Origin of the sequence: Streptomyces sp. NPDC052052, from assembly GCF_040680455.1 — a bacterium.
Taxonomy (GTDB): domain Bacteria; phylum Actinomycetota; class Actinomycetes; order Streptomycetales; family Streptomycetaceae; genus Streptomyces.
The window spans coordinates 38,689-57,129 of record NZ_JBFAWU010000006.1; the positions used below are offsets into that span (position 1 = coordinate 38,689).

The window sequence follows — 18,441 nt, forward strand, 5'->3', positions numbered from 1 at the left end:
GGGAGAGGGACGGGTGCGGTCGGGCGGGCGGGTCACGGGGCCGGGTGTCCGGCCAGGACCGCCGAGGCGAGGCACAGCACCTCGCGGATGCTCTCCTCGCGGTCCAGGCGCAGGACACGTTCGGCGAGTTCGCGGGTGAGGGCGGTCTCCCCGCCCGCGTTGGCATGGAACTTGGCGGTGACGCGTTCGGCGTCCGGCGGCCGTACGGGGCCGCCGTCGACCCGGACGTCGAGCTCGGTGCCGTCCCGCAGCCGCGCCCGCAGCACCCCGGGCGCCTCGGCGTCGGGGCCGTCGTACGGGCGGACGGTGTGGGAGATCCTGGCCGCCAGTGCCGTCACGTCCGGGCGGTCCAGGGCGTCGGCGCGGTAGCTGTCCAGGGTGAGGGTGCCGTCGCACAGCATCAGGGCGGTGCTGAACGGCAGGGCGAACTTCGCCTCGTAGGGGGTGCGCGGCGCGACACGGTGCGGGCGCGGCACGCACACCACCGGTTCGGTTCCCGGCGGAACCTCGGCGACGACGGATTCCAGGGCCTGCGCACCGCCGTACGGGACGAGTCGGCCGCGCAGCACGGCCGCCGCCTCCAGGGTACGGTGCAACAGGTGGCAGCAGGGGTGGAGTTTGCTCTCCACCGCGCTGACGTGCCACATCTCGCCCAGGTCACCCACGAGGGCCTCGGCGGTCACGGGCTGGTCGGCCAGCGCCGCGTACACCCCGTTGCGTCCCTCCAGCACGGTTGCCGGGCCCTCGGCCCCGGCCGCGGCGAGCCGGGCGGCGAGCAGTCCGGCGTGCGCGGCGAGCCCCGGGTGCAGGGCCTTGGTGTCGCTGCCGGCGTCCAGGAACTCCAGCAGCCCGCCCGCGCTGCTCCCGGCGATGCCCACCGCGTGGGCGGTCACCTCGGCGGACCGCCGCTCCAGTACCGACGCGGTGACGGCGGCGGCGAAGACCGCGGCGACCTGGGTGGCGTGCAGGCCCCGTGCGTGGAACCGGTACGGCGCGGCCAGCCCGATCCGCAGGGCGGTCTCGTAGCCGGCGGTGGCGGCGGTCAGCAGGGCCGGTCCGTCGGCACCGGCCGCGGCGGCCGACGCGAACAGGGCGGGCAGCACCGACGCCGTGGCGTGCACCAGCGCCCCGGGGTGGGTGTCGTCGTAGTCCAGGGCGTGCACCAGGGCGCCCAGTGCGAGCGCCGCTGCCGGTGCCCCGAGCGGCTCGGCGAGCCCCGGCACCGCGGCCTCCGGCGGTCCGCCGAGCGCGGCCGCGACGGCGAGCGCGGGCGCGGCCTGTCCGGAGCGGGCCGCGGCGAGGGCGCAGCCGAGCCCGTCGAGGAGCTGACGGCAGACGACGCGACGGATCACGCTGGGGACCTTTGACGGGGTCAGTTCGGTTGCCCAACAGGCCAGTTGAACGGCAGCCGGTGCGTCCGTGGCGTCGTGGGGGCCGTGCGCGTGGGAGTGCCCGGGACCGTGGCCGTGCGGATGCCGGTGGTCGTGCGGGCCGTGCGCGTGCGGGGCCGCATGGGGGTGCGTGTGGCCCTGACCAGGCTCCTGGAGGCTGGGTGGCGACGGTTGCCCGGAATCGGTTGCGCAGACCGCCGGTGCGGCGTTCGAGCCGGCCGACCGTGCGGCTTCAGTCACCGAAGGCCCCCTTCGCGCGCAGCCCCGCCACCCGGTCGGCGTCGTAGCCGAGCAGGTCCTGCAGGACGGTGTCGGTGTGCTCGCCCCGCTGCGGCGCTCGCGGCGCCTTTCCCGCCGGGCGGTCACCGACCCGTACCGGGCTGGCCACGGAGCGCACGGTGCCGAAGCGGGGGTGGTCGCTCTCGACGATCAGGCCGCGCGCCTCGGTGTGCGGGTCGGCGAGCGCCTGCGCCACGGTGTGCACCGGTCCGCACGGCACCTCGGCCGGGGTGAGAACCGCCAGCCAGTCCTCCACCGTCCGGGTCGCGAAGAGCGCCTCCAGTTCGGGCACCAGCTGCTCGCGGCACTCGCGGCGGCCCGCGAAGTCGGCGTAGGGATGGCCGGGTTCGGCCCACTCGGGATGGCCGAGCACCTTGGCCAGCCTGCGCCAGAACTTCTCCTTGGCGCAGCCGACCACCAGCCAGCCGTCCGCCGCCTCGAACGCCTGGAAGGGCACCAGCGAGGGATGGGCCGAGTGCCGGGTGCGCTGCGGTTCGAAGCCGGCCGACAGGTGCCATGCCGCCGGGTACGTGAGCATCGACACGGCCGTGTCGTACAGCGACACGTCGCAGTCGCAGCCCACGCCGTCGCGGCGGGCCGCGTGCAGCCCGGCGAGCATCGCGAGCGCGGCGACGTAGCCGCCCGAGTAGTCCACCAGCGACAGGCCGGACTTGGCAGGCGGGCCGCCCGGTTCGCCGGTCAGGTCCATCCAGCCGGCCAGGCCCTGGAGGATGTAGTCGTAGCCCGGCTGGGCGGCCCGCGGTCCGGTCAGCCCGAAGCCGCTCAGCGAGCAGCAGACCACGGCCGGGTTGAGGTGGCGCAGGTCGGCGTAGGTGATGCCGATCCGGGCGGGTACGTCGCCGCGCAGGTTGGAGTAGACGGCGTCGCTGTGGCGCACCAGGTCCTCGAAGACCTCCCGGCCCGACGGGTGGGTGAGGTCGAGGCGGACGCTGCGCTTGCCGCGGTTGAACGTCTCGAAGAACAGGGAGTCCTCGCCCCCCTGGTAGGGCGGGACGTAGCGGCCGACGTCCCCGCCGGAGTGGGGTTCCTCGATCTTGATGATCTCGGCGCCCAGTTCCGCCAGGTGCCAGGTACCGAACGGCCCGGCGCCGTACTGCTCCACGGCGATCACCCGAACGTCCTCCAGTGGGCGTCGGGCGGGGGAGGGGGGCGTGGTCATGGGCGCAGCTCCCGGATGAGATCGACGACGTGGGCCTGGGACTCGCGTATCTCATGGTCCGTCAGACCGTGGACAGGCGTGGTGAGTTTGATGCTGTCCGCGATGCCCGCGTAGCCGGTGAGGAGTTCGGCTACCTGATCGCGGGTGCCGCACAGGGTCAGTGCTCGGGTCATCGCCGGGTCGACGGCCGTGGCGAGGCCGCCGGCTCGGGCTCCGGGGCGGCGGAACTCCTCCATGACCCGGCGTTGCGGCTCCGAAAGGCCGTGCGCCGCGAACAGCGGCTCGTAGGTGCGCACCGAGGCGTAGAAGCCGACGTTGCCGGCGGCGCGGCGCAGGGCCTCGGCAGGGTCGGGGTGGACCGACACGCAGGCCGACGCCACCACCTCCAGCTCCTCGGGCCTGCGTTCCGCCCGGTCCAGCCCGGTGCGCAGGGCGGGCAGCACGGTGTCCCGCAGATGGGCGGGGGACCCCAGCTCGTGACCGATCCAGCCGTCGGCGATCTCGCCCGCGAGCCGGCACATCAGCGGCCCGGCGGCGGCCAGGTGGAGGGGGACGCGGGTGCGGCGGGGGAGGGGGCGGCGGTAGCCGCGTACCCGCATCGGGACGAGCGGCCCGCCCGCCTCGAAGGGGTCGCCGTCGGCGCAGCGGGCGATGAACGTCCGTACGCAGTCGACGGTTTCGCGCAGTCGCTGCGCCGGGTGGTCGAACGTGGCACCGTGCCAGTCCTCGTTGAGCCGGCGCACCCCCGTGCCGAGCCCCAGGACGGCCCGGCCGTCGGAGAGTTCGTCGACGTCGAGGAGTTCCAGCGCGCAGGTCATGGGGGAGCGGACGAAGGCCAGTGCCACGGCGGTGCCGATCCGGGCGGTGGTGGTGGCGCAGGCCAGCGCGGCGGCGGTGACGGTCGCGCTGCGGTGGAGTTCCGACGCCCACAGGGTGTCGGCGCCCGCCTCCTCGGCGGCCCGCCCGGCGGTGGTGAGCTCGGCCAGGTCCTCGCCCCAGGGGGCGTATCCGAGGCGGGGCACGGCCGGGGCGTTCACCTCTGCTCCGGCGCGGTGGCCGGGCGCGTGGCGGAGGCCGGACGCGTGGTCAGTGGGGTGGCGGGCCGGGGGCGGACATCGGCGAGGGCCGGAGCTCCCCGCTTGTGTACGTAGAAGGTGCGCAGGAACGAACAGACCTCGGTGCCGTGCTGGTTGATGGTGCGGGTGCGCACGGTGACGATGCCGGCCTGTGGGCGGGAGGAGGACTCGCGCGTGGAGACGACCAGAGACTCCGACCACAGGGTGTCGCCGGCGAACACCGGAGCGGTCATGCGGATGTCGTCCCAGCCCAGGTTGGCGAAGGCGTTCTGGGTGAGGTCGGTGACGCTCTGCCCGACGGCGACGGCGACCGTGAGGGTGGACACGACCAGTGGGCGCCCGAACTCGCTCTGCTCCGCGTAGACGTGGTTGAAGTGCATCTGGCTGGTGTTCATCGTCAGCAGCGTGAACCAGGTGTTGTCCGCTTCGCTGATCGTGCGGCCGAGCGGATGCTCGTAAAGGTCGCCGGGGGCGAAGTCCTCGTAGAAGCGACCGGTCCAGCCCGGGCGGACGACAGGCTCGGACTCGGACTCGGACTCGGACTCGGCGGTGGAACTCATGGCGTCCTCTTTCGGATGCGGGCTCCCGGGGGCCGTTGCGAGAGGCCGTGAGCCGCCCCGGACGGTGGTACCAGGGGGCGCGGCCCGGTTCGACCGGCTGCGGTGCGGCGGGGCTGTGGAGTGACGGCGGGTCCCGGGTGCCGGGCGGTCCGGACGGGCCGGGGCGGTTTCCCGATCCGACCCTAGGGAGTGCGCTCGCCCCCCGTCAAGTGCCATGTTTCCCTGTGCGGTCCGGTGTTTCCCTTCTTGGAGTGGTGTTCAAGACCTTTTCGAAACAGGGGATTTACCGCCCCGAGGCCGTATGTGTCTTGACACAGGGGTGTGGCGGTGGCTCCATGTCACCCACCGAATCGAAACACCGTTTCCTCATAAGAAACGCTCCGAGCGCCGTCGGCGCCCGGGTTCTACGGCCCGTGCGAGTGCACGTGCCGCACCATGGAGGGGGCAGCTTCCCGCTATGAGAACCAAAACCATCGCACCGTGCTCGACCCGCACGGCGGCATCGCTCGCCGCGCTCGTCGTTGCCGCGGCCGGATCGCTCGTGCTGGGCGGTGCGAGCCCGGCGCTCGCCGGCAGCGGCGCGGCGTCCTACGACTGTGTTTTCGCCTCGTCCCACTCGGCGTTCAACACGACGGCGACGTTGACTGCCGCCGACACCACCACCGCGGGCACCCCTGTCGGTCTCACCCTGTCCTTCGCCGACGGACCCGCCAACGGCCCGGTCGCGCTGAGCGCCAACACCGTGGCCGTCTCCGCCAAGGTCTCCGTCTCCGGTCAGGACCCGGTCACGCTGAGCGCACCCGCGTCCAACCCCGCCGTGGCCGCCTACGCGCAGATCCCCATCCCGGCCCTCACCGGACAACTCACCGTCGCTCAGCCGGGAACCGTCCAGCTCGCGCCCGGTGATTTCACCCTCAGCATCACCAACTACGGTCTCTCCATCACCTGTTCGATCCAGGGCACCCCACCGGTGCTGTCGACCGTGACCGTCACCGACGGCAGCACCGGCTCCGCGGCCGCGGTCGTTCAGTCGATCTCCAACCGGCCCACCGCCGACAGCACCGGAGCCCGCCACGGCGATGTCGTCACCCTCGGCGGCACCGGCTGGACCGCCGGCAAAGTCGTCGACGGCGTCGAACTGTGCGGCCTCGACGGCACCTCGGCCTGTGCGGCGGACGTCCTGACCTCCTCGCTCACCGTGGACGGCGACGGCAAGCTCTCCGGCACCGTGGAGATCGGCGCCGGAGCCACCCCCGGCCCGCACAGCCTGGTCATCAGCCAGGGCTCGCTCAGCGCCACCGTGCCCCTCGGCGTTCTGGGCACCCGCGCCATCCAGCTCAGCCCGTCCGGCGGCGGACCCGGCACGCCCACCACCGTCACCGGCGCCTCTTTCGACCCGGGCGACGAGGTCACCGTCACCGGCGTCGACGCCGACGGCACGCCCGTCGGTGACACCCTCACCGCGCCCGTCAACGCGCGCGGCGGCTTCTCCGCCACCCTCACTCCCGTCGCGGGCACCGTGAAGATCCTGGCCACCGAGAAGCACGGCACCGGCGCCGACTCCGCCGAGGCCGGCTGGACCGCGCTCGCCGACGGCGGCAGCTCCGAGCAGACCCTGAAGGTCGTCGTCTCCGGCGGCGCGCTCACCATGTCCCAGGACGCGGGCGAGGTCTCCCTCTCGCCGGTCACCGTCGACGGCACCGAGCACTCCTCCACCGGCAACCTCAACGCCGTCGAGGTCAAGGACTTCCGCGGCAGCACCCGGGGCTGGTCGCTCGTCGGCACGGTCACCGACTTCACCAACGCCGCCGGCGCCTCCATCCCGGCCGGCAACCTGTCCTGGACGCCCGCCTGCGACGTCCACGACGGCGCCGCCGCGGCGTCCACCGTCACCGCGGGCAGCGCGGGGGCCCTCAGCGCCACCACGGCCGCTCCGCTGTGCACCCAGGCCGCGAGCGACGACCCCACCTCGGTCACCGGCGGCGACTTCGACGCCAACGCCGCGCTGTCCCTGAACGTTCCGGCCATCAGCCAGAGCGGCGAGTACGCGGCCGTCCTGCGCCTGACCCTCTCCTGAGCCGGCGCCGGGGAACCTCCCGGCGCCCCTGTGGCGGACGCTCGTCCCCGCCACGGTCCCAGCCCGCCGCGGGCCCCGCACTCCGGGGCCCGCGGCCGTCCGGAGGATCTGACAGACCGATGCGTCTCACCGCTCGCGGCCGCGCGGCCGCCCGTTCGGTCCCGATCGCCGTGCTCGCGGTGCTCTTCACCCTCGTCGGCTCGCTGCCCGCGCCCGTGGCCGCAGCCGCGGACGGGAGCTCCCAGGCGTGGTCGGTACAGCCGACCGACAAGGGCTCGGGTACCGGCCGGCGCCTGGCGTTCCAACTGGACGCCGTACCCGGCTCCGTCATCCGCGACTCGGTGCGCATCAGCAACCTCTCCACCGAGCCGATCTCCTTCCAGGTCTACGGTGCCGACGCCTACAACACCCCCCGCGACGGAGGTCTCGCCTACCGTCAGGCCGGCGAGGCCCAGCACGACATCGGCGAGTGGGTGAAGCTCCGCACCAACGCGCTGGTCATTCCCAAGCGCCGCGCCGCCGACATCCCGTTCACCATCACCGTCCCCGAGGACGCCACCCCCGGCACCCACGTGGGCGGTGTCATCGCCCTCGACAACGCCCTGCGCGGCGCCGGCGCCACCGACTCCGGGGTGGACGTGAGCATCCAGCGCGCCATCGCGGTCCGGCTGGAACTCACCGTCTCCGGACCGCTCACCCCCGGCCTCTCGGTGAGCAAGGTCCGGCTCGACCACGCGCCCGGCGACGCCCCCTTCGAGTCGGGCACGACCACCGTCCACTACACCGTCACCAACACCGGCAACACCCCGGTGCAGGGCAAGGCCGCCATCGAGGTCACCGGACTGTTCGGCCGTACCGTCGGCGGCCGCACGAAGTCCCTGCCACTGATCCTGCCCGGTCAGCACACCGAACTCTCCCTGGACACCGGCCGTTCGCCGCCCTTCGACTTCCTCACCGCGAAGGTCACGGTCTCCGCGACCGGGACGCCCGCCACGACCGCCCGCGTCCACCGCCTCGCCCTGTCCTGGACCACCCTCGCCGTCGTGGCCGTCATCGCGGCCCTCGTCGCCGTCGGGCTGTCCCAGCTTCGCCGACGTCGCCGCACCCTCGCGCTGGAGCACGCATGACCACTCGCCGGTCCGCCGCACCGCCGGCCGCCCACCGCCTGCTCGCCCCGCTTCCGGGCGCCCTGGCCGCGGCCTTCGCGGCCGTCGTCCTCACCGCCGCGCCCGCGGGGGCGGCAGGCGGTGCGGACACCACCGGGCCCGGCATCACCACCGACGCCACCCGGCTGGTCCCCGGCCGTCCCGTCACCGTCACCGGCACCGACTGGCCCGCAGGCGCCACCGTGCAGGCCGAGGTGTGCGGGCTGCGCGCCGTCCACGGCAGTTCCGACTGCGACACCACCCGCGGCGCGGTCGCCCTGGTGGCCGCCGACGGCACCTTCCGGCTGACCCTGCTGGCCGGTGGCCCGCCGGCGGACTGCCCGTGCGTGATCCGCGCGACCACCGGGGCGGGCCAGGACGCCCGCACGGCCACGGCCGACATCGCCGTGGCCGACGTCCCCGAGGGCGTGGTGCCCGACACCGGCACCACCGCGCCCGAGGTGACCGTCGTCGACGCCGAACTGACCGGCAACGGCGGCCTCTCCGAATTCTTCGGCGGACGCCCGCACCGCACTCTCGTCGTCACCGTTCGCAACACCGGCACCGCCACCCTGGGCCGGACCCCCCTCACAGTCCGCTGGGGCGCCGGCGGACGCGTCGACACCGACATCGCCGCCCCTCTCACCGCCCCGCTGAAACCAGGGGAGCAAGCCACCTACCGCGTCCCGGTGACCATGCCGCTGGCCGCCTTCGGCCGCTACTCGGTGGGCGGCGAGTACGCCTCCCGGACGTTCGTCGTCACCACCGACCTCTATCCCTGGGGGCTGATCTCCGTGGCCGGCGCCTCGGTCCTGCTCACCGTCTTCTCCACGGGCTGGGCGATCCGCCGCCGCCTGAACCGGCCGCCCGCCCCGGTCCCGCCGCCCGCCCCGGCCGTCTTCCCCGCCCCGGCGGCCGTCCAGGTCACCCCCGAGGGACTCGCCTCGGTACTCGCCACGCTGCCCGCCCACCCCGGTGACCCGGCAGAACCGGCCGAACCTCTCGGCCTGGAAGGCCTGCTGCGTCGCCTCGCCGACCGGCCCGCCCTCATCGACCCCACGCAACTCGACGCACTGGAGGCCCTGTTGGCCCCCTGTTCAGCCCCTGCCCCGCAGGGTCCCGCCACCGCTGCCACCGCCACCACTGAGGCCGGGGGGCGGACGTGAACCCGCTCTCCCCTGCGACTTCGCACCGGCCTCCGCTCACGGCGCACGCCGCCGCGGCCGGAGCCGCCACCGGACTGGTGCCCGGCGTCCTCGTGCTCGGCGCCCAGCAACTCGGCGGGGTCCTCGGCATGCCCGGCGCCGCCGTCCGGTACGTCCTGCTCACCGGGGCGCTCCTGGCCCTGGCCGCGCTGCCGCTCACCCGGCGCCTCGTCGCCCGGTGCGGGGGCCACCCGCGCGGCGCCCTCCGCTGCGCACTGGCGGCCTGCCTGCTCGTCGCCCTCGCGGGCGCCGTGCCGGGGGCCGCGGTGTTCTGCGGGGCGGTCCTGGTGGCCGCGCCCCTGGGCGCCGCCGCCTTCGCCCTGCGCATCGGTGCCGCCTGGTATCCGGGGGCGCTGGCCGGCCTCGCCGTGAGCGGCGCGGTCGTCGCGCTGCTGCCGGACCGCCCGGCGACTGCCGTGCTGCTCTGCGCGGCGGCCGGTGCGCTGCTCCTCCTTCCGGCGGCCCTGTCCCGCCGCGCCCTGACGGAACCCGCCCCGGAGTACCCCGGGGCGGCGACCGCCGGAGGCGCACCGCACGAGGACCCGGCAGCCCCGGGCCACTTCGGACCGGCCGGTCCCGCGGAGGCCCAGGAGGTGGCCGAGCTACCGACCCGGCCGGGGCTGTTCCGGCGGTTCGGGAGAGCCGGGCGACGGGCCCCCGCAGCCGGTGCCGCGAGCGGACCCGACACGTCCGTCGCACGGATCGCCCACGCCGCCCTCGGCTTCGCCGTGGGCGCCGGCGCCCTGGCCGCCCAGGACTTCCTCACCTTCCGGTTCGAACTGCTGGGCGCGGAGCAGGCCGGCCGCCTCGGAGCGGCCGCCGCCGGGGCCGCCCTGCTGTGCCTGCTGTGGCGCCTGCCCGCCGACGGCGTGTCAGCCGCCCGCGCCCGCCGGGGCGCCGCGACGCTCCTGGCCGGCGCCTGCGCGACCCTGCTCGCACTGGCCACCGCCTCCGGCCCGGACAGGCTGGCCGTCTCCCTCGGCGCCCTGCTCGCCTGCGCCGCGCTCACCGGCCGCCTGCTGGACCGGGCGTTCACCGGCCGTCGCCCCGACGCGTACGCGGGCTGGGTGCTGCTCGGCGCGCTCCTCGGAATCGGCGCCCTGTCCGGTCTGCGAGGCGTCCTGGACGCCGGTGACGCCCTCGCCCTGTGCGCCCTGCCTCCCCTGGTGGGAACCGTCCTGACGGCCCGTACCGCTGCTCTCGCGGCCGCGCACCGAGTGGCGGCCGAACCGCTGCTGCGGGTGCATGACCTGACCGTACGGCGAGGAGGCCGTACGGAGATCCGGCGACTGCGCCTGGTCGCCGCACCGGGCGACGTGCTGGTGCTGCGCGACGAGCGGTCGGGGCAGCGGGCGGCCGCCCTGCTGCGGGTCCTGGCCGGCCTGGACCGGCCGGCCGGCGGCAGCTTCCGGCTGCACGGCCAGGACGTACGGCGGATGAACGCGCGCTCGCGCTGGCTGCTCGGCCTGTCGGCGGCCGTGGACCCGGTGAACACCGGCGGCGGCGTGCTGCCGCAGCTCGCCTCGGACCGTTCGGTGGGCGAGGCGCTGCGCGCCGCCGCCGAGCGGCACGGCCCTGCCCACGCGCCGGAGCTCGAACAGGGCGCCCTCGCCGCCTTCCCGGCGCTGCGCGAGCGGCTCGAAGACTCTCCCGCCGACCTCGAACCCGCCGAACGCTGCGTACTCGCCCTGGCCCAGACGCTCCTCGCACGGCCCCGGCTGCTGCTGCTCGACCTGACCTCACCGGCCGTCGCCGCACTCGCCGACGACCCTCAACTCGCCTCCCTCGTCAGACGAATCGCAGGCCAGGGCGCGACGGTACTGGTGGCCACCGCGGGCACCGCCGCCACACCGCTCGGCGGGCGGCTGCTCGACCTCACCGAGCGCCGCCCGCCCCGCGCCGGCCGGACCCGCCGCACGCCCGCCGCCCCCGGCTCCGCCGTTCCGCCACCGCGGCCGTCCGGGGCGGACGAGGCGGCGGATCTTCACGAAAGGAAACCGGCATGACCCCCTCCGCACGGCGGCGCGCCCGTCGCGCCGCCACGGCAGTGGCCCTCTGCGGCCCGCTGCTGATCCCCCTGCTCGGCCCGGCCACCGCGGCCGGCGCCGCGGACGCGGGCGCCACCGTCACGGTGTCGCGGGCCGTCGACCTCGTCGAGGGCGAGCACATCACCGTCAACGGTGAGGGATTCAGGCCCGGACTCACCACGGTCGCGGTGGGACTGTGCAAGGAGGGCTACCACGACAACAAGGACTGCGAGCTGGGCGGCGGCGCCGAGCTGGTCAACATCGACGGTCAGGGGAGGCTGCCCGAGGTCACGCTCACCGTGGTCCGCATGGTGGCCGGCACCGACTGCCGTATCAAGCAGTGCGTCGTCGGCGTCGCCCCGCTGCCCGCAGGAACTCCCGCCTCCCTGCGCCCGCCCAACACCGTCAACATCCCCATCGGCCTGAAGGGCGGCACCGTCACCGGGGATTCGTCCGGCACCGGGCGCGCACAGACGACGGCCGCCGGCGCAACCGCCGGCTCCGACTGGGACGGCCCGTCGACGGCGCTGTGGGCCGCGTGCCTGGCCGTGGTCGCGCTCTGCGCCGGCCTGTCCCTGCTCCCGTACCGCCCGAAGCCCGTCCCACTCACCCGTACTGGAGGTACCCCTTGATGCGCACCGTGCTCCACCGGTCCACGGCACTGGCCTGTGCCGGGGCGGTGGCGTTCGCCACCGCCGTCCTCACCGCCCCGGCGGCCTCCGCCGCAGGCGTGCTGACCGTCAGCAAGACCACCGGACTCGCGGTCGGCGACACCGTCACCGTCTCCGCCAAGGGGCTGAGCAAGAGTCAGTCCTTCGCGCCGCTCGGTCTGTGCAAGCCGACCCCCTCGGGGCCGACCGACTGCGACACCTCGGCCGACTCCGCGTACGTCGGCAAGACCGATGCCTCCGGTGTCTGGCACGCCTCCTCCAACGACGCGACCAGCGTCAAGGTGACCATCAAGGAGAAGGCGGGCGGCGCGACCTGCACCCAGGCACCGGGCGCCTGTGTGATCGCCGTCTTCATCACCGCGACCAAGGAACTGGTGCAGGTGCCGCTCACGGTGTCGGCCGGCGGTTCCTCGTCGGTCGACCCGTCGGCTGACCCGTCGGCCACCGCGTCGTCCTCGGCCTCGGGAAGTTCCTCCTCCGGCTCCACCTCGGGAGGCTCTTCCTCCGGCGGCTCCTCGACCTCGTCCGGCGGTACGACCGGCTCCGACGACACGCTGGCCGCCACGGGGACCCTGGACGGCATCCCGGTCGGTCTGCTGGCCACCGGCACCCTGGTGCTCTGCGGCGCCTCGGCGCTGTTGCTGCTCCCGCGCCGGAGGCGCAGCTGACGGGGGCCCGGCCCCACGTGAGCCCGTTCCCGTGACACCGGATGTGTCACGGGAACGGGCCCACGCGTCGCCGGAGTACGGCCTGCACGGGCCGGCACGCACCCGGCGGTACGGCCGCCCCGAGCCGTCAGCCCGGGGCGGGTCCGGGGTTGTGCGCCGAGAGTCGGGCGAGGGCGTCGTCCAGCGCGATCACGTCGGCGTACTTGGAGTCCAGGTCGAAGAGATTGGCCTCGTGCGGTTCCGCATCCCGGTCGGCCGCGGCCTCCCGCACCACCTGGGGCCGGAACCCGTACTGGAGCGCGTCCAGCGTGCTGGCCCGTACGCACCCGCTGGTGGAGAAGCCGCCGACGACCACGGTGTCCACCCCGAGTTCGCTGAGCTCGCGGTCCAGACCGGTGCCGAAGAAGGCGCTCGGGTAGTGCTTGCGCACCAGCAGGTCGCCTTTCTCGGGCCGGCAGACGTCGGTGAAGTCCGCGTACGGACTGTCCGCCCGGAAGGCGTCCAGGCCCGGCACCTTGCGGTGGAAGTGCGGTGCGTCCGCGGCCGGGTCGCCGTCGTAGTGGACGGCGGTGAAGACCACCGGCACCCCGGCAGCGCGGGCCGCCGACGCCAGCGCCGCCATGGCCGCCAGGGCGGCTCCGGCCGTCTCGAGCCACAGCCGCGAGCCCGGGTCGGCATAGGCGCGGACCGCGTCGACGAGCAGGACCGCGGGGCGTTCGCCCCAGCCCACGCGGCGGCCGAAACCGGCCGCCGCGTAGTCGCCGGCGAGCCGGCCGGCCACCTCAGATCACTCCGTCCGCGGCGAGCCGGGCGCGTTCGGCCTCGTCGAGGCCGAGGACGCCGCCCCAGATCTCCTCGTTGTGCGCGCCCAGCGCGGGCCCCGCCCAGCGCACCTCGCCTGGTGTGTCGGACAGCCGGGGGACCACGTTCTGCATGGGGATCTCCCCGAAGTCGGGGTGCGGCAGCCGGACGATGGCCTCGCGCGCGGCGAAGTGCGGGTCGCTCAGCATGTCCTCGGCCGTGTATGTCCGCCCGGCCGGGACCCCCGCCTCGTGCAGTGCCGCCAGCAGGGTCTCGGCCTTCTGGCGCCCGGTCCACTCGGCGATCACCGCGTCCAGCTCCGGCTGGTGCGCGCCGCGCGCACCGTGCGTGGCGTACCGCTCGTCCGCCGCCAGATCCTGACGTCCCATCACCTCGGTGAGGCGGGCGAAGACGGTGTCCTGGTTCGCGGCGATCAGCACGTCGGCGCCGTCGGCCGTCGGATAGACGTTGCTGGGCGCCACGTTGGGGAGGACCGCGCCGGTGCGCTCCCGCCGGTATCCGCCGATCTCCCACTCCGGGATCAGCGACTCCATGTACGCCAGCACCGCCTCGTACAGCGCGGAGTCGACGACCTGGCCGCGCCCGGTGCGTTCCCGGGCGTGCAGGGCCATCGTCGCCCCGTAGGCGGCCATCGTGCCGGCCAGCGCGTCGCCGAGTGAGATGCCGGTGCGGGACGGGGCCCGGTCGGGCTCCCCGGTGATGTGCCGGATGCCGCCCATCGCCTCGCCGATGGAGCCGAAGCCCGCCCGGGGGGCGTAGGGGCCGGTCTGGCCGTAGCCCGTGACGCGGACCAGGATCAGGCGGGGGTTGAGGGCGGAGAGGGTCGGGTAGTCCAGCCCCCAGCGCTCCAGGGTCCCGGGGCGGAAGTTCTCCACCAGTACATCCGCGGTGGCGATCAACTCACGTGCCAGGCGCTGGCCTTCGGGATGGCGGAGGTTGCAGGTGACGGATTTCTTGTTACGGGCGACCACCGGCCACCACAGCGACGTGCCATAGGGGCGTTCCCGGCCCCACTGGCGCATCGGGTCGCCCCGGCCGGGGTCTTCGAGCTTGACAATCTCGGCGCCGTGGTCGCCGAGCAACTGACCGCAGAACGGGCCGGCCAGCAAGGTGCCGGTCTCCACCACACGGACATCGGAGAGGGGTCCAGTCATGAGCCGAGTGTAGATTTGGGAAACGCTGTTCCGCCAGAGGAACCGGGCAGGCAGAATGTCGGTCATGGAGAGCACATCCGCGACGACGGCCCCGTCCGCCGTCGGTATCGTCGAAGTCGCCCCGCGTGACGGGCTGCAGAACGAGTCCGAGATCCTGACTCCCGCCGAGCGCGCCGAACTGATCGCCCGCGCCGTCGCCGCCGGTGCGCGGCGCGTGGAGGCGGTGGCGTTCGTCCACCCCGGCCGGGTGCCGCAGATGGCGGGCGCCGAGGAGGTGATGGCGCTGGTTCCTCGCTCCGAGGCAGTGCGCTACTCCGGTCTGGTGCTCAACCTGCGCGGGCTGGAACGCGCGTTGGACAGCGGTGTGGACGAGGTGAACTGCGTCGTGGTGGCGAGCGACACCTTCTGCCGCCGCAACCAGGGTGTGGGCACCGAGGACGCCTTCACCGCATGGGAGGCCGTCGCCGCCCGGGCCCATGCGGCCGGTGTGGCGCCCTCGTTGACCATCGCCGCGGCCTTCGGCTGCCCCTTCGAGGGCGAGACGCCCGAGGAGCACGTGGTGGAAATCGCCCGGCGCGGCGCGCTGACGGGCGCCACGGAGGTGGTGCTCGCCGACACCATCGGTGTCGCGGCCCCGGACGCGGTGACCCGCCTGCTGCACGGGGTCGCCGCAGCCGCTCCGGGCGCCGGGCTGCGGTGCCACTTCCACAACTCCCGTAACACCGGCTACGCCAACGCCGTGGCCGCCCTGCACGCCGGGGCGACCTGGCTGGACGCGTCGCTCGGCGGCATCGGGGGCTGCCCGTTCGCCCCGGCCGCCACCGGCAACATCGCCACCGAGGATCTCGTCTATCTGATGGAGCGCATGCGGGTGCGCACCGGCATCGATCTGGAGGCTGCCGCCGACATCGGCCGCGGGCTCGGCGACCGCCTGGGCAACCCGGTGCCCGCACTGCTCGGCCGGGCCGGCGGTTTCCCGCCCGCCTCGCGACCGGACACCGCCGCGTCGGAGGACCGAACCGTGCCGCCGCCGAAGTCTGTCCCTTCCGCCGCGGACTTGCCAGCCACTGAAGGAAACTGAGGAACAGTCATGGGTGCTCATCCGCACGGCTGGTGGATCCTGCTGCATGTGGTGCTGTTCGTGTTCTGGCTCGGCGGCGACCTCGGTGTCTACGTCTCCAGCCGCTATGTCCTGGCCTCCGACCTGACCTTCGAGGCGCGTTTGACCGCCCTGCGCATCATGGGTGTGCTGGATTTGGGGCCGAAGATCTGTCTGGTGCTCTTCCTGCCCAGCGGGGTGACGCTGATGGCCCTCGACCCGCACGGCGCCTCCCTGCTGAACGGGTGGACCGCCGCGGCCGCTTGGGCCGCCGCGGCGTGCTGGCTGTGGCTGACGGTGTCCGACCACCATCACCCCGGCCGGTATCCGCTGGTGCGCCGCGCCGACTGGGTCATACGCATCGGGCTGACGGCGGTCCTGCTCGGCGTGGGCGCCTACACACTCTTCGCCGCCGAGCCGTTCGGCGTCACCACCCGTCCGCACTGGCTCGGCGGCAAGGTGATGCTCTATGCCACGGCCATCGCCTGCGGCCTCGGCATCCGTCTGACCCTGCGGCCCTTCGGTGCGGCCTTCGCCGCTCTGGCCAAGGACGGGTCCACTCCCGCCACGGAGGACGCCCTGCGTCGAGCGGTCAACGGCTGTGTGCCGTACGTCCTGGGGATCTGGAGCTGCGTGCTCGCGGCGGCGGCCCTGGGGGTGCTCAAGCCGGGCGCGTCGCTGTGACCGCGTGGGCACCCGTACGGGGGTCGGGTGCCCACGCGGCCCGGGAGCGCCCGGGCCGGCGGCCGGAGAATCAGGTGGTGCCGGGCCGGTGCCCGAACTCGGCGGAGACGCGTTCCGCAGCGGCCATCAGCAGCGGAATGCAGTCGGCCATGCGGGGCTTGAAGCGGGACAGTGGACCGGCCACGCTCAGCGCGGCCACCACGTGTCCGTCGTGGCCGAGCACCGGCGCCGCGATCGAGGCCGACCCGCTCTCGCGTTCCCCGACCGACGTGGCGTAGCCGCGGCGCCGGATCGTCGTGAGTTCCTTGCGCAGCTTGGCAGGGTCGGTGACGGTCCGTTCGGTGAGCGGTTCCAGTTCGTGCCGGCTCAGGTACTCGTCGATCTCGGGCTCGGGCATGAAGGCGAGCACGGCCTTGGAGGAGCTTCCCGCGTGCAGCGGGTAGGGGATGCCGAGTGCCACCTCGATGCGCAGTTCCTGCTGCGGGACGACCTGGTCGACGTAGAGGCGGGTGTCGCCGCGCCGGATGGACAGCGTCGCCGTCTCGCCGCACTGAGCGGCCAGTCGCCGCAGCTCCGGGGCCGCCATGGTGCGCAGGTCGGTCCGGGCCAGGTAGGCGCGGCCCAGCGAGATGGCGGCCGGGCCGAGGGCGTAACGCCGCGTCACCGGATCGGCCATGATCAGGTCGCGGTTGCGCAGGGCGGTGAGGATGCGGTGCACCACCGCCTTGGTGATGTCGAGTTCCTGCGCGATCTCGGTGACGCCGAGATCCGCCCGGCCGCTGCGGCCGAAGAGCAGGAGTACGTCCATGGCTCGCTCGACGGCGGCGATCGACCTGCTGCTGTTCTCCTCGCTCACACTCTTCCTTCTGCGGTGCCGGGCCGTTGGGGGCCGGTCGGGGCAACTCCGCGACCATGCCCAGCATACGGCCGGGATTTCCCCAAGGGAAACGCAGTCGCCCGAGCGTCACCGTTCGGCATTGACACCGAATAAGGGCCGTCGTTACGCTCATCGTGACACCGTTCCGCTAGAGGAAACAACGGTGAATACCCGCTCGGGATGCGTACCTCATCGAACACACTGCCGGGAGGCGCCATGCGAGCCGCCGTCGACGAGTCAACGTTCCGGCAGACGCTGGCACGTTGGCCCAGTGGCGTGGCGATCGTCACGACCGATGGGGCCCTCGGCCGCCACGGCATGACCGCCAGTTCCTTCTGCAGCCTGAGCCTCGACCCGCCCCTGGTCCTGGTCTGCATGGACCGGAGGATCCGTTCCCATCACCTGATCGAGGAGCACGGTGTCTTCGCGGTCAGCGTGCTCGGCCGCGACCACATAGCCCTGGGCCGGCGGTTCGCCGGCATGGAGCCGGGCGTCAAGGACCGCTTCGCGGACGCCGGTTGGGAGACCCGCGTCACCGGCAGCCCGGTCCTCGCGGACGCCGCGGCCTGGGTCGACTGCAAGGTCCGGCACGCCTACCCGGGCGGGGACCACACCATCTTCGTCGGAGAGGTGCTCGACGCACGGGTGCCCCGGCTGGTCTCACCGCTGCTCTTCCACTCCCGCGCCTGGGGCCAGGTCGCCGATCCGCTCCCTGAAGCGGTCACGGTCGCCGACGTGGGTACGGCCGGGCACCTCGCACTGCGTGCGGCGGCCCGCCGGCCCAGCGCCCGGCTGCTGGACACGCTCTCCCTCGCCGGGGTGCGGGTCCGGCAGCCGGGTGGCCGGCCCCCGGCCGCGCGGGCGGTCGACGGCCGCCCGCTGCCGGTGTCGGCCCTGGTGTCCGGCCCCGAGGAGGCTGCCGCGGCGGTGGCCGCGGGAGCCACCGCTGTCGAGTTCACGGTGGCCGACCCGCCGGCAGGCCCCGGAGTGCCCCTCGCCGACGTGCCCGCCCTGCTGTCCCCGCTGGCCGGATCGGCCACCGTCGTCGGACGGATCCCCGACGCCCTGAACCCCTCGCGGGCTCCCCGCGTGCTGGACCTCGTGGCGGCCCTGCGCGCGGTCGGCTGCGACGAGATCGCCCTGGACGAGGCCGTGGACGCCGGGGCCGATGCCTCGCCCGAGCAGAGCTCGCCGCTGCACCTGAGACTGCTGCTCCAGGACGCCGTCCAACTGGCCGGCGTGGTCCCGCTCCGGCTGTGCCTGCGCGACGACCACGGTCTCGGACTGGTCAACGCGCTCACCGCGATGAAGAGCGGCGTCCGCCACTTCGACACCGCCCTCGCGGGCTGCGACGGCACGCTGGACACCGAGCGACTGCTGCTGCTGTGCTCCCGCATGGGCGTCGGCGTGCCCGTCGAATCCGGTCCGCTCGCCGAGTGCCGGGCCGAGCTGAGCCGCCTCGTGCGGCGCGCACGGCCCCGCAGGCCCGCCTGACCGGCGCCTGTGGCCCGCCCACCGGACTCCGC

16 protein-coding genes are annotated in these 18,441 nt (G+C 74.2%); 9 read left to right on the forward strand and 7 right to left on the reverse strand.

All coding sequences use genetic code 11. From position 1 onward, the window contains the following. Positions 1 to 32: 32 nt before the first annotated feature. Genes AB0L71_RS08955 through AB0L71_RS08970 form a run of 4 tightly spaced genes read right to left on the reverse strand, consistent with a single transcriptional unit; the run spans position 33 to position 4,486 of the window. Complete coding sequence (locus AB0L71_RS08955) at positions 33 to 1,631, reverse strand: MmgE/PrpD family protein (RefSeq protein WP_365239881.1); 1,599 nt, start codon at positions 1,629 to 1,631, stop codon at positions 33 to 35. Next, positions 1,624 to 2,850, reverse strand: coding sequence for a CoA transferase (locus AB0L71_RS08960; RefSeq protein ID WP_365239885.1), 1,227 nt, complete (start codon positions 2,848 to 2,850; stop codon positions 1,624 to 1,626). The genes AB0L71_RS08955 and AB0L71_RS08960 overlap by 8 nt, the downstream gene beginning before the upstream one ends. Next, positions 2,847 to 3,887: an LLM class flavin-dependent oxidoreductase gene (locus AB0L71_RS08965; RefSeq protein WP_365239887.1), complete on the reverse strand. Its 1,041-nt coding sequence runs from the start codon at positions 3,885 to 3,887 to the stop codon at positions 2,847 to 2,849. The genes AB0L71_RS08960 and AB0L71_RS08965 overlap by 4 nt, the downstream gene beginning before the upstream one ends. Beyond that, positions 3,884 to 4,486: a MaoC family dehydratase gene (locus AB0L71_RS08970; protein WP_365239889.1), complete on the reverse strand. Its 603-nt coding sequence runs from the start codon at positions 4,484 to 4,486 to the stop codon at positions 3,884 to 3,886. Before AB0L71_RS08970 ends, AB0L71_RS08965 begins: the two co-directional genes overlap by 4 nt. Positions 4,487 to 4,943: 457 nt before the next feature. Between AB0L71_RS08970 and AB0L71_RS08975 the strand changes: the two genes are divergently transcribed. The 6 genes from AB0L71_RS08975 (at position 4,944) to AB0L71_RS09000 (ending at position 12,279) form a co-directional block, all read left to right on the forward strand. Next, positions 4,944 to 6,563, forward strand: a complete 1,620-nt coding sequence (locus AB0L71_RS08975; RefSeq protein WP_365239892.1) for a WxL domain-containing protein — start codon at positions 4,944 to 4,946, stop codon at positions 6,561 to 6,563. 119 nt (positions 6,564 to 6,682) lie between these two features. Next, the gene (locus tag AB0L71_RS08980) at positions 6,683 to 7,690 is read left to right on the forward strand and encodes a DUF916 domain-containing protein (protein ID WP_365239894.1); all 1,008 of its coding nucleotides are present in this window, start codon (positions 6,683 to 6,685) and stop codon (positions 7,688 to 7,690) included. After that, the gene (locus tag AB0L71_RS08985; protein ID WP_365239896.1) at positions 7,687 to 8,874 is read left to right on the forward strand and encodes a hypothetical protein; all 1,188 of its coding nucleotides are present in this window, start codon (positions 7,687 to 7,689) and stop codon (positions 8,872 to 8,874) included. The genes AB0L71_RS08980 and AB0L71_RS08985 overlap by 4 nt, the downstream gene beginning before the upstream one ends. Further along, on the forward strand, positions 8,871 to 10,919 hold the full coding sequence (locus AB0L71_RS08990) for a hypothetical protein (RefSeq protein ID WP_365239898.1): 2,049 nt from the start codon (positions 8,871 to 8,873) through the stop codon (positions 10,917 to 10,919). Before AB0L71_RS08985 ends, AB0L71_RS08990 begins: the two co-directional genes overlap by 4 nt. After that, positions 10,916 to 11,572 carry a neocarzinostatin apoprotein domain-containing protein gene (locus AB0L71_RS08995; RefSeq protein ID WP_365239901.1) on the forward strand — a complete coding sequence of 219 codons (657 nt, stop codon included), beginning with the start codon at positions 10,916 to 10,918 and terminating at the stop codon, positions 11,570 to 11,572. Before AB0L71_RS08990 ends, AB0L71_RS08995 begins: the two co-directional genes overlap by 4 nt. Continuing rightward, positions 11,572 to 12,279: a neocarzinostatin apoprotein domain-containing protein gene (locus AB0L71_RS09000; RefSeq protein WP_365239903.1), complete on the forward strand. Its 708-nt coding sequence runs from the start codon at positions 11,572 to 11,574 to the stop codon at positions 12,277 to 12,279. Before AB0L71_RS08995 ends, AB0L71_RS09000 begins: the two co-directional genes overlap by 1 nt. Positions 12,280 to 12,406: 127 nt before the next feature. On the opposite strand, the gene AB0L71_RS09005 is transcribed toward AB0L71_RS09000, so the two are convergent. Further along, positions 12,407 to 13,060: an isochorismatase family protein gene (locus tag AB0L71_RS09005; protein ID WP_365239905.1), complete on the reverse strand. Its 654-nt coding sequence runs from the start codon at positions 13,058 to 13,060 to the stop codon at positions 12,407 to 12,409. A 1-nt stretch (position 13,061) separates the two neighbouring features. Further along, the gene (locus AB0L71_RS09010) at positions 13,062 to 14,255 is read right to left on the reverse strand and encodes a CoA transferase (RefSeq protein ID WP_365239906.1); all 1,194 of its coding nucleotides are present in this window, start codon (positions 14,253 to 14,255) and stop codon (positions 13,062 to 13,064) included. A 64-nt stretch (positions 14,256 to 14,319) separates the two neighbouring features. Between AB0L71_RS09010 and AB0L71_RS09015 the strand changes: the two genes are divergently transcribed. Next, a complete protein-coding gene (locus AB0L71_RS09015) occupies positions 14,320 to 15,336 on the forward strand; it encodes a hydroxymethylglutaryl-CoA lyase (RefSeq protein WP_365239909.1) in 1,017 nt (338 codons plus the stop codon). 9 nt (positions 15,337 to 15,345) lie between these two features. Next, the gene (locus AB0L71_RS09020; protein ID WP_365239911.1) at positions 15,346 to 16,038 is read left to right on the forward strand and encodes a hypothetical protein; all 693 of its coding nucleotides are present in this window, start codon (positions 15,346 to 15,348) and stop codon (positions 16,036 to 16,038) included. A gap of 70 nt (positions 16,039 to 16,108) precedes the next feature. Here the strand turns inward: AB0L71_RS09020 and AB0L71_RS09025 are convergent, their stop codons facing one another. Further along, positions 16,109 to 16,894, reverse strand: coding sequence for an IclR family transcriptional regulator (locus tag AB0L71_RS09025; protein ID WP_365239913.1), 786 nt, complete (start codon positions 16,892 to 16,894; stop codon positions 16,109 to 16,111). 237 nt (positions 16,895 to 17,131) lie between these two features. On the opposite strand from AB0L71_RS09025, the gene AB0L71_RS09030 reads away from it, so the two are divergent. Beyond that, complete coding sequence (locus AB0L71_RS09030) at positions 17,132 to 18,409, forward strand: flavin reductase (protein WP_365239915.1); 1,278 nt, start codon at positions 17,132 to 17,134, stop codon at positions 18,407 to 18,409. Positions 18,410 to 18,441 lie beyond the last annotated feature (32 nt).